The sequence below is a fragment of the Empedobacter sp. UBA7620 genome (assembly GCF_002484185.1).
Classification (GTDB): Bacteria; Bacteroidota; Bacteroidia; order Flavobacteriales; family Weeksellaceae; genus Empedobacter; species Empedobacter falsenii_C.
This window is the reverse complement of record NZ_DLJI01000027.1, coordinates 16711-31726: the sequence shown is the minus strand read 5'-3', so window position 1 is coordinate 31726 and position 15016 is coordinate 16711. Positions and strand designations below refer to the sequence as shown.

Sequence of the window (15016 nt, the reverse complement as noted above, 5' to 3'; positions counted from 1 at the left end):
TAAAGAAGGAATTAAAATCATACAGTTTACTGTTACAAACGGACCTTTTATTCAAGTAGAAGGAATAAAAAATAAGTCTATTTTAAATGGAACTGTTTCACTTATGATAAATGCTTACGATAAAGGAAAACAAAAAAGTTTTTTAATTAATGGTAGCGAAACACCTAAAACTATTCCTTATTGGATATGGATACTTATAATTTTGTTCATTGGATGGGCTATATATTATGAGATTACTAGTTATGCTGTTTAAAAACAATGTGATAATAGATTAATAAAGTACGTTTTAGATATATTTAATTAAATATCTTGTTGTTATTTAAATGAATTAATTTTTGTCATATAATTAATATTTGGCACTCTAATTGATTTATGTCATAATAAATTTATATATAAAATAAACAAATAACAATAAAGCTATAGGTTTTGTGTTGATTTTATTTTTCTTATTACGTTCTATTCGTCAATTCTAATTCATTAATTAATATTAGCATATGAAAAAATCAAAAAAATCAGATCTTAAATCAGAACAAATGAGTCAATTTACAGTTGATAATTCGAATCAAAAATTGACAACTAATGACGGTGTCTCTATCTATGATAATAATAACACCTTAAAAGTTGGAGATAGAGGACCTTCCTTACAACAAGACCATATATACTTTGATAAGTTGGGTCATTTCGATCGAGAAAGAATACCTGAACGTGTTGTACATGCTCGAGGTAGTGGAGCTCACGGAATATTAGAAATACATGAGGATATAAGTGAATATACATGTGCAAAATTTCTTCAAAAAGGTAAAACGACTCCACTATTTATTCGTTTTTCAACCGTTGCAGGATTTAAAGGATCTACAGATTTAGCTAGGGATGTTAGAGGATTTTCTGTAAAATTTTACACAGAAGATGGTAACTATGATTTAGTTGGAAATAACATTCCTGTATTTTTTATTCAAGATGCTATGAATTTCCCTGATTTAATACATGCTGTTAAGCCAGAGCCAGATAAAGAAATTCCCCAAGCTGCTTCAGCGCACGATACTTTTTGGGATTTTATTTCATTAATGCCTGAATCTGCGCATATGATAATGTGGGCGATGTCTGACCGAGCAATTCCTCGTAGCCTTAGAATGATGGAGGGGTTTGGTGTACATACATTTAAATTGATTAATGAGAAAGGTAAAGCAACTTTTGTTAAATTCCATTGGAAACCTCGATTAGGAGTACATTCTGTAGCATGGAACGAAGCTCAGAAAATTTCCGGATTTAATTCTGACTTTCATCGTCAAGATTTATGGGAAGCTATTGATACAGGTAATTTTCCGCAATGGGATTTAGGTGTTCAACTAATTCCTGAAGAAGATGAATTAAAATATTCTTTTGATTTATTAGATGTAACAAAGATAGTTCCAGAGGAATTAGTACCCGTTAAAATTATTGGCACAATGACACTTAATAGAAATCCAGACAATTTTTTTGCTGAAACAGAACAAGTGGCTTTCGACCCCGGAAGAATTATCCCAGGTATAGATTTATCGGATGATCCTTTACTGCAAGGTCGTGTTTTTTCGTATATGGATACACAGAATTATAGATTAGGAGGAGGAAACTTTCATGAAATTCCTATTAATAGATCATTAAACCAAAAGCATAATAATCAAAAAGATGGAACAGGGAGAATTGATATACTGAAAGGAGGTGTAAGTTATTTTCCAAATAGTAAAGCTTCGGGATGTCCTTATCATGCTATGTTGAAAGGTGAAGAGGGCTTTCAATCACATCAACAAGAGGTACAAGGTAAAAAAGTAAGAGGAAGATCTGATTCTTTTGCTGATCATTTTTCTCAAGCAACCTTATTTTTTAATTCACAATCCAAACCAGAAAAACAACATATTATAGATGCTTTTAGTTTTGAATTGAGTAAGGTAACTGATCCAAAAATTAGAGAGAGACAAGTTGCTATACTTCATCAAATTGATAAAACTCTAGCGCAAAAAGTAGGAGATAATCTTGGTATTAAGCCTCCAAAAGAGTTGGATGAACTGACATTAAGTTTTGCAAGGCAAAATCATCCCAATTATCCTCTACAGCCTAAAAAACAAGAAATAAATTCATCTGATGCTTTGAGTATGAAAGTAAAAGAAGGTGAAGGAACTATTAAAACTAGAAAAGTAGCCTTTTTAGTGGATAATGGTGTTTCTAAAAAAAGTGTAGATCAATTAAAAAAAGCATTGGAAAAAGAGGGAGCTCAAGCGGTATTAATTTCATCTAAAGTAGGTGTACTAACTTATGAAGAAGGAAGTAAAGAAAAGATTTCCCATAGTTATCTTACAGATCCATCTGTTTGTTATGATGCAGTGTTTACACCATCAGGCAAATCAATTGAATCTTTAAAATTGAATCCAGATTATTATGAATTTATCAATGATTCTTACAGACATTGTAAAATATTAGCATTTGCAAAAGGAGCAGGTACGTTAATGGATAATTCATTTGTGAAACCTGATAGAGGAGTGATTTTAGAAGATGAAAATGAGAATTGGATTGTGGATTTTATTCAAGTAATGAAATTACATCGTATTTGGGACCGTGAAGAAGAAAGGAAGGTTCCTTCATAATAAAATGTTTAACGTGATATAATTATAAAATTTAGACGAATGATTTTACAACTTAGTCCTACAATACTTGTAGATACCCCTATTGGTAGAGGTCATACTATTTTTATAATTGATTATGGTATGCATCAAAATTCGTGTTGGGTCGTAACGATGGAAAAAAATGGCATTGTAAAACATTTTGATAGCAATGACATTATAGTTTGTACAAATTTTACTTTTCATATCAATGAGGAGAAAAATTGTTTTAATCACAATTCAGAAATAAAAAAATAAAATTATGGGAAATGCACAGTCACCGACAGAAAATTTGAGCGGAAATAAAGCCATTGAAAAGATAAAATCTATTGCTGAAACTGCCCGAACTTGCTTTTTTACCACTAATATTGGCGGTAATACTACAAGTAGACCAATGGCTCTTCAGGAAGTAGATGAGGTTGGTAACCTCTGGTTTTTGAGTGACGTTCGTTCACTGAAAAATGATGAAATTGAAGCCAATCCTAATGTAGAACTGTATTTTATGAATAATTCTAAATACGAATACATCTTTATTAAAGGAAAAGCCAGTGTTTCAAAAGATAAAACTTTAATTGATAAATACTGGACCAATTTTGCAAATGCTTGGTTTGATGGAAAAGACGATCCTAATATCAGTGTAATAAAATTTTCGCCAAACGATGGGTATTATTACGAAACCAAAGACAATAAGTTTATTGCCATGTCGAAAATGCTTTTTGCCGCCGTTACAGGAAGTACAATTGAAGACGGAGGAATTGAAGGTGAATTTAAACTATAAAGAATAAATCATTGTCTTCTACAATGTTAATCAATTAAATAAAAATGCAGAAACAAACTATTTATGGCATTGCATTTGAAACATTTTTTTTATTAACGCAATTTATTAATATTTAAAAAATCACACATTATGGGAATTCTAACATGGATTATTTTCGGCCTTATAGCCGGAGCAATAGCAAAAGCAATACACCCTGGTAACGATCCAGGTGGTTGGATAGTAACAATAATTATTGGGATTATAGGTGCTGTTGTCGGTGGGTGGCTTGGATCGATGCTTTTAGATGTCGATGTAAGCGGATTTAATATTTCTAGTTTTTTAGTTGCAATTGCTGGAGCAGTTTTATGTCTAGCAGTGTATAGAATGGTTTCGAAAAAATAGACTGTCTAATTAACGATTAAAATACTGTAAAGTCTCAGAGCGCTGAGACTTTTTGTTTAATATTACTATTTATAATTATGAAAAATACAGTCATTGATTTAATTACTAAAACAGCGGTAATTACTGGCGCTTCTAGTGGTGTTGGCTTAGCTACAGCACACTTATTTGCTCAAAATGGATATCAATTGGTTTTGGCAGCACGAGGTGTAGAAGGTTTAGAAAAGGCGGTTTCAGAATGCAATGCTTTCGGTGGAAAAGCGGTTTATAAATCAACTGACGTTTCTAATGCAAATGAAGTAAAAGATTTAGTTGAATTTGCTCTGAAAGAATTTGGACGCATAGATATATGGGTAAATAATGCAGGGGTAATGTCTAGTGGGAAATTTGGAGAAATTCCAATGGAAGTTAATGAACAGGTTATAAAAACCAATCTCATGGGATATATGCATGGAGCTTATTATGTTTTACCAGTTTTTAAAGAACAAAATCAAGGAATACTCATCAACAATGTATCAATAGGAGGGTTTATGCCTGCGCCTTTTAGCTCAGTATATTCTGCTACAAAAACAGGAATAAAAGGGTTGATGAGTGGATTACAAAGCGAATACAGTGTCTATCCAGCTATACATATTTGTAATATTTATCCTCAAATTCAGAGATCAACAGGAAATATGCATTCAGCAAAATATTCTGGATTAGATTTTAAAATACCTCCTTTCGCTGCAGATCCTAATGATACGGCAAAAGTAATATACAATCTAACAATTAAACCTAAAAATGATACGTTTCCAGATGCAAGTTCATACTTAATAAAATTTATTCATGGTATATTCCCACAAACATTTACCAATTTAGCAACTGCAGTAATGAGACTAATGATGAAATTTAGTAATGGTAATGATAACGAAGGCAATATTTTATATGCATCTTCAGATCCGCATCAGATTTATGGAGAAACGAGTATTCCTGTTCCTTCAAAATCTACTCAAAGAATAGTCTCTTTAGGTATATTAATAGGTTTAGGATTGTATACAACCACAAGGATTAGAAGAAAATACAAATAGGATTATAAAACACTTTATAGCAACAAATTATTAACTAAAATATATTCATATGAAACCAGAACATTTAAATTCAGATTCAATTCAAAGCTTATTGAATGAATTATATAATCGAGCTTTTGAAAAAGGTTACGAGAAAGGAAAAAAAGAGTTCTCTGAAAATTGTGAGACAGATCCTCGTGAAGGTGTTATTATAAGTGAAGGAGGTGATATAGAGAAAACTGCTGAAATACAGATGTCCAATCAAGAAAAATTAGAGGTAGTAGAATATATAAAAAACAAATTGTTTGATATATTAAATGATTAGAATGAAACATTTTAATCAAAATATTTCAATTCAATTCCATCAAAAGAAGCAAAAACCATTGAAGGAAAACTATCTAAATGAAAACTATTTCCTTTGTTGTCTATGCCAATAGCTCCTGCATATCCATTAAACTCTTTAAGTTCTTCAAAACTTTTAGTAAATGCAGCTTCAATGCTCATACCATCCGAGACTCTTGTTACAATTTTAGCAGCCATTGCGCCACTTACAATATCTTCACCAACGCCAGTCATACTAACACCGCAAGATTGATTGGCGTAATTTCCAGCAACAGTAGCAGAATCTGAAACACGCCCTGGTATTTCAAAACCTTTTCCTCCAGTTGATGTAGCCACAGCAATATTATTATCGCCATCTAAACAAACACATCCAACTGTACTTGTTTTCGAAGAAATTATTTTTTCTTCGAATTCTTTTTTACGTTGTTCAGTTTCAGGATTAAAATACTCGAATCCATGTTTACGTGCAAATTCTATTGCTCCGCTACCAGCCAAAATACGATCATCGTAAGTCATTAGTTTTTCTGCAACTAAAATTGGATGTTCAACATTTTCTATATTAATAACACCAGACATTTTAAGAGTATTCCCATTCATTAAAGCGGCACTTAATCTTATTTTTCCATCCGATTGAATTTGAGAACCTAAACCTGCATTAAATAAAGGGTCGTCTTCTAATAAACTTACTGTATATACAACAGTTTCAACTGCTGTATGTGTTGTTAAATAGTCGTACCCTTTTTGAACTATTTTAATTAAAGCATTTTGTTTTTGAAATTTAGTTTCAGGATCGGTTAATGATTCTGAAAAAAAACCACCGTGAATAATTAGTTTCATTTTATTGATTATTATATTGAGAATCTTTGATTATTATTTTATTTTGATCAAAATGAAAAACATCATTTCGTGTCATCACATGAGAAATAATATGGCTTATTGAAATTGGATATCCAATTTCGATTTGAGAAAGACTAGTATCTAAAATTTCTCGACCATCAACCAAAATAACTGAACTAGAGCCTATTGCTGTCATTTTATTGTTGTTGTCGCTTATAATTAGCCCAGTATCTTCACTTAAACCAATTCCAATCTTCATGGGATTTCCTGTAACAGCCTGAAAAAGGCGTCCAATTCTTCCTCTTTGAATAAAATGAGTGTCAACGATAATAGAATCTATTAATCCAAGACCACTGTTCATCTCAACAGATCCTTTTAGTAATGCATCAGAACTTGCTCCTTGATAGATCATGCTAGATGAAGCGGCGGCTGCTCCTGCTGAAGTACCTGCATAAATAAACTCTTCATGATAATATTTTTGCAACAGTTTTTGTTGAAAAGGTGTACCTCCAATAGTTGAGGTTAACCTAAGTTGATCTCCTCCACTAAATAATACAACATCAGCTTCATCTAATCGTTTTAACGATTCTGGTGAAAGCGCATCTAAACGTGTATTTATATCCAAATGTTCAACATTGTGTGCATCCAAAAGACTGAAAGCTTTGATATAGGCTTCAGCAGCAGTTTTAGGAGATTGAGAAGCGGTGGTTATAATTTCAATTCTAGAATTTTCTTTGTGTTTTGCTTCCTCAAGAATCTTTTTTAGAATACCATTTTGATAAAAGAAATCATTGATAATTTCCTCACGTGGTAAATGCGTTGGTAAGGAATCAGCAGTATTTATTCCACCTCCAACAATTATTAATTTTCCTTTAATACTCATCATTATTGATTTTATAACTTCAATTTAATTAATATTAACTGGACAAGAGGAGAATAAACCTTAAAATAATGGTAAAATAGTGTTAATAAGGGAAAAAGGTCTAGTTCTTGTAATCATTTACTAAATTTTTTAACACTTACCACATATGAAAATAGAAAATATATCGATTTTAAAAGGACCAAATTTTTGGAGTATCAAGAGAGAAAAACTAATTCAAATGCGATTGAATTTAGGTCGCTTAGAACAATTTCCAACGAACAAAATTGATGGATTTGCAGAACGTATACAATCATGGTTACCTACAATGTTTTCGCATCGTTGTTCTGAAGGGGTAGCTGGTGGTTTTTTTACTCGTGTAAAAGAAGGAACTTGGATGGGGCATGTAATTGAGCATATCGCATTAGAAATACAAACCCTAGCGGGTATGAATACAGGCTTTGGCAGAACTCGCGAAACAAATACGCCAGGTACTTATAATGTTGTATTTGCTTATCAAGATGAGCAGGTAGGGATATATGCAGCAAAAGCAGCTGTTAGAATTGCAGAAGCATTAATATCTAATTCGTCTTATTCCATTTTAGATGATATTAAAAATATGACTAAAATATGGAATTCAAATAAACTCGGTCCTTCTACACAAAGTATAATTAATGAAGCAGAAAACCGAAAAATACCATGGACACGATTAAATAATCATTCTTATATCCAATTGGGATATGGTAAAAATCAAGCTAGATTAGAGGCGACAATTACAGATAAAACCAACTATCTGGCTGTTGAGATTGCATGTGATAAATTTCGAACCAAACAATTATTAAAGGATGCATTTATTCCTATCGCTGATGGTGGTATAGGCGAAAATGAAGAAGATTTAAAAAAAATAATAGATGAAATAGGCTATCCAATTGTTATTAAACCATATAATTGTAATCACGGAAGAGGAGTAACCACCAATATAAATGAATATGAAACTGCTGAAAAAGCATTCCAGAATGCACGAGAATTTAGTCAAAAAATAATCGTAGAAAAATTTGTAAAAGGTTATGATTTTAGAATATTGGTCATCAATAAAAAAGTAGTTGCTGCGGCCAAACGAATACCTGCTCATATAATTGGAGATGGAAAACTTACGATAAAAGAATTAATTCAAATTGAAAATGAAAACCCTAAAAGAGGAGAAGGTCATGAACAAGTTTTAACAAAAATTAGCATTGACCATCATACCATTTCATTATTAAAATCAAAAAACTACGATCTACAATCTATACCCAAACGTGCTGAAATAATTTATTTAAAAGCAACAGCAAATCTAAGTACAGGAGGAACATCTATTGATACAACTGAAGACCTTCATCCTGATAATATTATCATAGCAGAGAAAATTGCTAAAGTCATCAATTTGGATATATGTGGTATTGATATCATAGCATCCAATTTATCCGAATCTTTGTATACATCTGGTGGAGTGGTTATAGAAGTAAATGCAGCTCCAGGATTTAGAATGCATATAGAACCAACAAAAGGAATTTCGCGCAATGTTGCTTCTCCCGTTTTAGATATGCTATTCCCTTTTCAAAAATTACCAACTATTCCAATATTAGCAATTACAGGTACCAATGGTAAAACAACCACCACTCGTTTAATTGCACATATATTTAAAAACACTGGAAAAAATGTAGGTTATACAACATCTGACGGTATTTATATCAACAATCAGCTAATGGAGAAAGGGGATACAACAGGTCCTATTAGTGCAAAAAAAATATTGAATGATCCAACAATAGATATTGCTGTTTTAGAAACAGCAAGAGGTGGAATTTTGAGAGAAGGTCTTGGATTTAGTGCTTGCGATATTGGTATAATAACCAATATTACAGAAGATCATTTGGGATTAAAAGATATCGATTCTTTAGAGCAATTAGCCAGAGTAAAATCTGTTGTTGTTGAAAGTGTGAAAAAAGACGGTTGGGCAATTTTAAATATTGAAGATTATTATTCAATGGAAATTTCAAAGAAATTAGCATGTCAAATAGCATATTTTTCATTGGATGAAAAAAGTAAAGAAGTTCAAAAACTTATAAAAAAAGGAAATATAGTCGCATTGTATACACAAGAAAATATTGTAATACAGACTAAAAAAGAACGAATAGTTGTTGCGAATATTTACGATATACCGTTAACAATGGATGGAAAAGCTATTTTCATGATTCAAAATGTTCTAGCTGCTGTATTAGCAGCATATATATCAGGTTTGCATGTTCCCCAGATTACGAAAGCGTTGAATACTTTTTTCCCAAGTCCAGATTTAACACCTGGTAGAATGAATATTTTTCAGTTCAAAGAATTTAAAATATTAATCGATTTCGCACATAACCCTGCAGGATACACAGCTATAAAAGATTATTTGTCTAAAGTGGAAGCAAATAAAAAAATTGGAATTATTTCAGGTGTAGGGGATAGAAGAGACGAAGACATACAAAAGTGTGGAAAAATAGCAGCTGAGATGTTTGATTATATTATTATTCGACAAGAGCGACACTTAAGAGGTCGAACAGAGAAAGAAATTATACAGTTGCTTGTAAAAGGTATTCATGAAGTTCAAGAGAATTTTCCTTATGAAATAATTCCGAACGAAATTGAAGCGATAGAACATACAATAAACAAAGCAGAAAAAGGTGATTTTATAGTCGCACTTAGCGATGCTGTTTCCAATGCTATAGAAGTAGTGCAATTTCATATGAACAAAAATTCCTAAACAATTTAAATTATAAAAAGTAAATGTTTAATTAAAATCAAAATTTATGAGAAATCTAATTTCAATTATTGCTGTAGTATTACTTATTTTGTGGGCTATAGGTTATTTCGGATTCGGCCAAGCAGTAGGTCAATTTATACACATATTACTTGTACTTGCTATCATAGCTTTATTGTACAGATTAATTACAGGCCGAAAACCTTAGTATTAAAAATAATCTGAAAGAATATATCAAAATTCTTTCAGATTATTTTTTAAATATATAACCCTATTTTGTTATTCGATCAAAACCAAAAGTTTTTAAACGATCATCAATTTTATTAAGAATAATATTTTTTAAAACCTGAGCTGCAACCATAGAAAATGTAATTCCATTCCCTCCATAGCCTAAAGCAAATAGAGTACGATCTCCTTTTTTCCATGCTCCCATATAAGGTAAACCATCATCAGTCGAACTAAATGTTCCGCACCAAGCCATCTCAGTTTTAAATTCAATAGTAGGATATAGATTTTTGAATTTTCGTTCTAAAATTTTGACCTTAGTACGAAGTAGTTCATCTCTTTTTTCAGGATTTTGAAAATCTTCATCTTCACCACCAACTATCAAACGGTTATCTTTTGTAGTTCTCATGTATAGATAAGGTTCTGCAGTTTCCCAAATTAAACTACGGTTTGGCCAAATCATTTTTTCATCAATTGGAACGGAACAAATAGCATAGGTAGATAACAAATTCATCACTTTTTTAGGAAGGAATTGCCCTGCTTCAAATCCAGTTGCAACAATTACATATTTACACGAAACAGTATGGCCATGCTGTGTGATGAGTTTGCAACCTTTTTTAGTTTCTTGTATTTTTTCAACTTTTGTATGCGTGTAAATTTTTAGATTGTGTTTTTGTTGATGATATTTCAGTAAATTAATCGCTCCTTTATATGCATCCATTTGAGCTGAGGTATCATTTTGTAATGCAGCAATTCCATCTATGTTTTGATATTCTTTTAATTGTTGTGCATGCAAATATTTTACAGGTAAGCCAACTTCTGTTCTTATTTCAAACTCTTTATCTAATAACTCAACACCAGCTTTATTACTTGCCAATAAGACGGTTGGAACTCTTGTAAAATCAGCATCAATATTTGTTTTCTTAAAAATAGTTTCAATATCTGTAATTGATTGTAAACAATTAAAATAAGCGTCGATAGCAATTTTTTTGGGAACTTTATGAATTAATTTACATAAAGGCGTATCAATTTCATATTGTAATTGTGCTGTACTTGCGGCAGAACTTCCAGTAGAAATAGTTCGTTTATCAATTAATGCACATTCTATTCCTGCTTCGCATAATTCATGAGCTACTAATGCACCTGTAATGCCAGAACCGATTATAGCAACATCAATTTTAAAATCATTTCGAAGTGGATTGTATAAGTCAAAAAATTCATTTTTAACAATCCAATAAGGTAATCCAGAATGTAAATCCATATTTATTGCGTTAAGTGGTTTAGATAAACTATACCCTAAAAATCAAGCCAAAAATAGTAAATCTCTTTTGCTGTGTGAAATAATTTTGAAAATGTTAAACATTTAAAAATGTGATAATTGGCTTGATGCTTGTGATGAATTAGAAGTTAATCTAAGTTAGATTATAAAATCACTTAAAAATAAAATTATGGCTAAATTAAAACGAAAAAATTATAAACTGAATTATATCGATTATGGTGATAAAATTGCTCAACCCGTTATTTTGATTCATGGTTGGCCGCTTAGTTTACAATCGTGGGAATATCAAATTCCAAAAATTGTCGAAGCTGGTTTTCGTTGTATAGCTTATGACCGAAAAGGTTTTGGAAAATCGTGTGCAACATGGGATCGTTATGATTATGATGCATTGGCAGAAGATCTACACGTGTTGATTGATGATTTGCAGTTGAAAAATGTAGTGTTAGTAGGTTTTTCGATGGGTGGAGGAGAAGTAGTTCGCTATATTGCGAATTACGGAAACAAAAATATTTCAAAAATTGCTTTAATTAGTTCAATTATTCCTCTAGTAAAACAAACTGATGATAATGAGTATGGCGTTCCGCAAAAGGATTTAGATCACATTATTCATCAACTTGAAACAAGTCGTTTGGAATTTTTAGAAGGTTTTCATAAAGGCTTTTACAATCATGGTTTGTTAAAAAAATCTGTAAGCAAAGAACAATTAGATTTTGATTTCTCTGTTTCTTCTCATGCTTCACCTATTGCAACTCTAAAAGCTGCACGCTCTTGGATGGATACAGATTTTAGAACTGAATGTAAAATGATTGATGTGCCAACATTAATTATTCATGGAAAAGATGATCAAACTGTACCAATAAAAACAGCAGGAGATCAAGCTTCAAAATTGATTACGAATTCGACTTATATTGTTTATGAAGATGCTCCGCATGGCTTGAATATTACTCATAAAGAGCAGTTGAATATGGATTTGGTAGAATTTCTGTTGAATATAGAACACCAAAAAGATTAGAATATGAAAAATTCGAGTAAAAAGATAATCTCCGGAATAGCAATTGCTGGTTTAGGAGGAGTTTGTTATGCGTGGTTAAATTTTAGAAAAGTAAAAATACCATCTTATGTAACAGTTGTTGAAAATTTTGATGCACAACAATATATGGGAAAATGGTATGAAATAGCACGTTTCGACTTTAAGTTTGAAAAGAATTTGAATCAAGTTACAGCAACTTATTTTCTGAATAAAAAAGGAGTGATTGAAGTCCATAATCGTGGATTTGATGACAAAGAGAATAAATGGAAAGAAGCACATGGAAAAGCAACTTTTAATGGAGAAGAAGGAAAAGGTGCGCTGAAAGTTTCATTTTTTGGACCATTTTATTCAGGATATAATATTGTAATGATGGATCCGATTTATGAAACAGCTTTAGTTTTTGGAGAAAGTCATGATTATATGTGGATTTTATCTCGAAAGAAAACAATCTCAGAAGAGGTAAAACAGAAGTATATCAACTATGCAGAAGAAAAAGGTTATGATATTTCCCAATTAACGTGGACAAAGCAAGATTGATGTGTGATTAATTTCCTAATTAAAAACCCAATGATTTTTTAGTAAATTCAGTGGGTTTTTAATTCTTTAGTTTTTATTATACAAAAAATAAATTACTCAGTTAGAGGATTAATATTATCTGCAACAGGAAATTCCTGTCCTGTTTGACCAATAGTCTTATTAAAATCAAATTTTGCAGCATCAGACATATTAGCACCACCAGCTAATTTAGCTTTATCTAGCAAGTCTAAAGCTAATTTTTCTTCTTCACGTTGTTCCATTACTAACCATTGTAAAAAATTCCAAGTAGCCCAATCTTCCTCATCCATACACATTTTTACAATTTTGTAAATAGATTCTGTGTTTTCAATTTCTTGTTTCAAAACTGCTTCAAAACATTGTAAAACATTTTTTGGTTCAGGACCAGGTTTTTGTATGGCTTCAATTTTTACACTACCACCTCGTTCTTGTATATATTCTATAATTTTTGCCATATGAACACGTTCCTCTTGCGAATGTTTCATCATAAAACTTTTAATACCATCTAATCGGTTATCATCTGCCCAACAAGCAAGCATCAAGTAAATTTGAGCAGAAAAAGCTTCAAGTGTAATTTGTTTATTTAAAGCATTTTGTAAATTTTTTGAAATTCTAGTTGTATTCATTTTTGTGATTATTTAGTTATGATATTTTAGATTGGAATTTTCAGACCAAACTATTAATTTAAATGTTAATACTTTCTAAAATATTGATATTTAGAGTAGATTTAAATTGAATTAAGATGAAATCGCAAAACCAGAAAATGAAAAAGGTTCTCAATTTTTCAATTGAGAACCTTTTTCTATATAATATAATTTTTAATAAGTTTTATTTGCCAATGCAGAAGGTGATAATCTCACTGTTTATAATGTTTAGTAGTGTATCAGATGTGTATGTAACTCGTAAAAGCTCACAAACAATATTTTAACTATAAAATATCTTTACTCAATAGTGGACTATATCTCTACAATTGTGTATTTTTAAGCTCTTTAAAATTTAAAATCAATTCATTTGACACCCTTGTGTATCAGATGTGATGGTGGATAATTTTAACATATTTTATCATTAACAAAATATGACAAAATCAACTTTTAACTTAGATTATCAAATAAAAATATTTTCTAATTGTTCTGATAAATTAATAAAATATATTAAAACGAGGAATGGAAACCAACGTTTTAAATGTAAAAATTGTCAGAAAAAAGGGTGAAATGTATAGTTACAACGCTTACCTTACTACCATAAATCATATTGTTCAGCTAACAAAAGAAGGTTTGGGTATAAGAAGTACAGCTTGATATTTAAATATCTCAACAACCACACTACTTAAACGAATTATGAAAATCGCTTCAAAAATAGTTCCATCCAAAATAACTGAAGTGTAAGTTTTTAAAACAAATGAGACATTTGATTTATCTACAAACTTTTAAAAATAAAATAAACTTTCAAATATTTTAAAGATATGGTAGTCAATGGCGGTATTTGGCTGTCTAATCGATACAGAAAGTACAAAAGTCTTTATTGATCAATAGTGTAGGGGATTGTGGTGTAGTTTTGGTGTACCAAAATTTATTATAAGTTTAACATTTTATAGTAAAATATCCATACTTATTTTATAAATATATTTAGATTTACTAATTAAATAATAATATGAAATATATAACTTTAATTTTTATACTTTTCATAACTGTAGTAGGTGTACAATTCAATTCAGAATATTATATCAATCACTCGAATGATACAATAAAGGGAGAAGTAATAGGAAATAATTCTAAAGTTGTTTACTTCTTAGTGAATGATGAAAAAATAAAACTTAAACCAAAAGATATTAAATCATTTGTTGTAAATGATGAATTTGATAAATTAGTAAAATATGTAACCCTAAAAAATGATAAGAATGATTTTTTTGAAGAAGCTATTGTAGGTCAATTATCTCATTATTATTTGCGAACATTTAATCCATATGATGGTGAAAAATTAATCTTTCCTCTACTGGTAAAAAATGATGAAATAGTATATGTTGATGCATCAAATTCAAAAAAAAGAATTGCAAAATTAATTAGTGATTGTCCTTTTTTATTGAAAGAATGGACGGAAACAAATAAGTATCCAGATTACGATATAATCAAAATCACGGAAGCATATAACAAATGTAAAAGACAACTTTAAAAGTGCATTATATTGCATTATTTAGATCTATTCATACATCTAACATATATTATTGTCTTAAAAGTGCAATTCATTGCACTTTTCTTGTTTTATATCTAATTTCTTTCTA

At 30.6% G+C, this 15016-nt stretch carries 14 protein-coding genes and 1 pseudogene; 11 read left to right on the top strand and 4 right to left on the bottom strand.

Annotated elements, in window-relative coordinates:
* The 6 genes and pseudogenes from B2217_RS05955 to B2217_RS05930 all read left to right on the top strand — a co-directional run.
* Positions 1–253 (top strand): annotated as a pseudogene (locus tag B2217_RS05955) (cytochrome C); the annotation flags it as partial.
* 241 nt (positions 254–494) lie between these two features.
* Positions 495–2618: a catalase gene (locus tag B2217_RS05950; protein WP_038330328.1), complete on the top strand. Its 2124-nt coding sequence runs from the start codon at positions 495–497 to the stop codon at positions 2616–2618.
* A 277-nt stretch (positions 2619–2895) separates the two neighbouring features.
* Positions 2896–3411, top strand: a complete 516-nt coding sequence (locus B2217_RS05945) for a pyridoxamine 5'-phosphate oxidase family protein (protein ID WP_038330333.1) — start codon at positions 2896–2898, stop codon at positions 3409–3411.
* A gap of 129 nt (positions 3412–3540) precedes the next feature.
* Positions 3541–3792, top strand: a complete 252-nt coding sequence (locus B2217_RS05940) for a GlsB/YeaQ/YmgE family stress response membrane protein (RefSeq protein WP_038330334.1) — start codon at positions 3541–3543, stop codon at positions 3790–3792.
* Between the two features lie 77 nt (positions 3793–3869).
* Positions 3870–4856 (top strand): SDR family NAD(P)-dependent oxidoreductase, encoded by a 987-nt coding sequence (locus B2217_RS05935; RefSeq protein WP_038330336.1) that lies wholly within the window; start codon positions 3870–3872, stop codon positions 4854–4856.
* A gap of 49 nt (positions 4857–4905) precedes the next feature.
* Positions 4906–5160, top strand: coding sequence for a hypothetical protein (locus B2217_RS05930; protein WP_038330338.1), 255 nt, complete (start codon positions 4906–4908; stop codon positions 5158–5160).
* A gap of 11 nt (positions 5161–5171) precedes the next feature.
* Here B2217_RS05930 and B2217_RS05925 read toward each other — a convergent pair whose 3' ends face one another.
* The gene (locus tag B2217_RS05925) at positions 5172–6014 is read right to left on the bottom strand and encodes an isoaspartyl peptidase/L-asparaginase (protein WP_038330340.1); all 843 of its coding nucleotides are present in this window, start codon (positions 6012–6014) and stop codon (positions 5172–5174) included.
* Between the two features lies 1 nt (position 6015).
* Positions 6016–6897, bottom strand: a complete 882-nt coding sequence (locus B2217_RS05920; protein ID WP_038330695.1) for a cyanophycinase — start codon at positions 6895–6897, stop codon at positions 6016–6018.
* A 145-nt stretch (positions 6898–7042) separates the two neighbouring features.
* Here B2217_RS05920 and cphA point away from each other — a divergent pair, with 145 nt between their 5' ends.
* Both cphA and B2217_RS05910 read left to right on the top strand, forming a co-directional pair.
* A complete protein-coding gene (gene cphA / locus B2217_RS05915; RefSeq protein ID WP_038330341.1) occupies positions 7043–9652 on the top strand; it encodes a cyanophycin synthetase in 2610 nt (869 codons plus the stop codon).
* A 46-nt stretch (positions 9653–9698) separates the two neighbouring features.
* The gene (locus tag B2217_RS05910; RefSeq protein ID WP_115000514.1) at positions 9699–9857 is read left to right on the top strand and encodes a lmo0937 family membrane protein; all 159 of its coding nucleotides are present in this window, start codon (positions 9699–9701) and stop codon (positions 9855–9857) included.
* A 63-nt stretch (positions 9858–9920) separates the two neighbouring features.
* Here the strand turns inward: B2217_RS05910 and B2217_RS05905 are convergent, their stop codons facing one another.
* A complete protein-coding gene (locus B2217_RS05905) occupies positions 9921–11135 on the bottom strand; it encodes an NAD(P)/FAD-dependent oxidoreductase (RefSeq protein WP_038330343.1) in 1215 nt (404 codons plus the stop codon).
* A gap of 187 nt (positions 11136–11322) precedes the next feature.
* Here B2217_RS05905 and B2217_RS05900 point away from each other — a divergent pair, with 187 nt between their 5' ends.
* Together B2217_RS05900 and B2217_RS05895 are read left to right on the top strand one after the other, a co-directional pair.
* Positions 11323–12165 carry an alpha/beta fold hydrolase gene (locus B2217_RS05900; protein ID WP_038330345.1) on the top strand — a complete coding sequence of 281 codons (843 nt, stop codon included), beginning with the start codon at positions 11323–11325 and terminating at the stop codon, positions 12163–12165.
* Between the two features lie 3 nt (positions 12166–12168).
* Positions 12169–12720 (top strand): lipocalin family protein, encoded by a 552-nt coding sequence (locus tag B2217_RS05895; RefSeq protein ID WP_038330347.1) that lies wholly within the window; start codon positions 12169–12171, stop codon positions 12718–12720.
* Positions 12721–12812: 92 nt separating this feature from the next.
* Here B2217_RS05895 and B2217_RS05890 read toward each other — a convergent pair whose 3' ends face one another.
* Entirely contained in the window at positions 12813–13364 is a 552-nt protein-coding gene (locus B2217_RS05890) for a ferritin (RefSeq protein WP_038330349.1), read from the bottom strand.
* A gap of 1024 nt (positions 13365–14388) precedes the next feature.
* On the opposite strand from B2217_RS05890, the gene B2217_RS05885 reads away from it, so the two are divergent.
* Positions 14389–14907, top strand: a complete 519-nt coding sequence (locus B2217_RS05885) for a hypothetical protein (protein WP_038330351.1) — start codon at positions 14389–14391, stop codon at positions 14905–14907.
* The last annotated feature ends 109 nt before the right edge of the window (positions 14908–15016 follow it).

Coding starts and splice junctions, on each gene's coding strand:
- B2217_RS05925 (WP_038330340.1), bottom strand. CDS start 6,014: ATGAAACTAATTATTCACGGTGGTTTTTTTTCAGAATCATTAACCGAT.
- B2217_RS05920 (WP_038330695.1), bottom strand. CDS start 6,897: ATGAGTATTAAAGGAAAATTAATAATTGTTGGAGGTGGAATAAATACT.
- B2217_RS05885 (WP_038330351.1), top strand. CDS start 14,389: ATGAAATATATAACTTTAATTTTTATACTTTTCATAACTGTAGTAGGT.
- B2217_RS05950 (WP_038330328.1), top strand. CDS start 495: ATGAAAAAATCAAAAAAATCAGATCTTAAATCAGAACAAATGAGTCAA.
- B2217_RS05910 (WP_115000514.1), top strand. CDS start 9,699: ATGAGAAATCTAATTTCAATTATTGCTGTAGTATTACTTATTTTGTGG.
- B2217_RS05935 (WP_038330336.1), top strand. CDS start 3,870: ATGAAAAATACAGTCATTGATTTAATTACTAAAACAGCGGTAATTACT.
- B2217_RS05895 (WP_038330347.1), top strand. CDS start 12,169: ATGAAAAATTCGAGTAAAAAGATAATCTCCGGAATAGCAATTGCTGGT.
- B2217_RS05890 (WP_038330349.1), bottom strand. CDS start 13,364: ATGAATACAACTAGAATTTCAAAAAATTTACAAAATGCTTTAAATAAA.
- B2217_RS05905 (WP_038330343.1), bottom strand. CDS start 11,135: ATGGATTTACATTCTGGATTACCTTATTGGATTGTTAAAAATGAATTT.
- B2217_RS05940 (WP_038330334.1), top strand. CDS start 3,541: ATGGGAATTCTAACATGGATTATTTTCGGCCTTATAGCCGGAGCAATA.
- cphA (WP_038330341.1), top strand. CDS start 7,043: ATGAAAATAGAAAATATATCGATTTTAAAAGGACCAAATTTTTGGAGT.
- B2217_RS05900 (WP_038330345.1), top strand. CDS start 11,323: ATGGCTAAATTAAAACGAAAAAATTATAAACTGAATTATATCGATTAT.
- B2217_RS05945 (WP_038330333.1), top strand. CDS start 2,896: ATGGGAAATGCACAGTCACCGACAGAAAATTTGAGCGGAAATAAAGCC.
- B2217_RS05930 (WP_038330338.1), top strand. CDS start 4,906: ATGAAACCAGAACATTTAAATTCAGATTCAATTCAAAGCTTATTGAAT.